Origin of the sequence: Salifodinibacter halophilus (assembly GCA_012999515.1) — a bacterium.
Classification (GTDB): domain Bacteria; phylum Pseudomonadota; class Gammaproteobacteria; order Nevskiales; family Salinisphaeraceae; genus Salifodinibacter; species Salifodinibacter halophilus.
On the sequence record JABEEB010000421.1, the window covers coordinates 1 to 256 of the forward strand.

A 256-nucleotide genomic window follows, 5' to 3' on the forward strand; every position below is an offset into this window, starting at 1 on the left:
CGTTGCGAGACAGAAGCGCGCGTTCGCGGTTTTCCGGCCGGTCCGCGGCCTTGGGCTATTTAGGGAATTAGTTAAGTAATCAAGGCTATACTCGTCCCCGCGCCGCTCCGGCGCGCCGCCGCCGTCGCCGCCATGTCGCAGGACAAGATCTTCGAAGCCCTGGCCTCGTCGCCGCGCCGGCAGATCCTGGCCTTCCTGTCCGAGCGCGAACTCAGCGCCGGCGACATCGCCGCGCGGTTCGAGATGAGCGCGCCGG

General features: G+C 67.6%; 1 protein-coding gene. It reads left to right on the forward strand.

From position 1 onward, the window contains the following. Nucleotides 1–132: 132 nt before the first annotated feature. On the forward strand, nucleotides 133–256 hold a 124-nt coding region (locus HKX41_12295; protein ID NNC24916.1), incomplete at its 3' end, for a winged helix-turn-helix transcriptional regulator.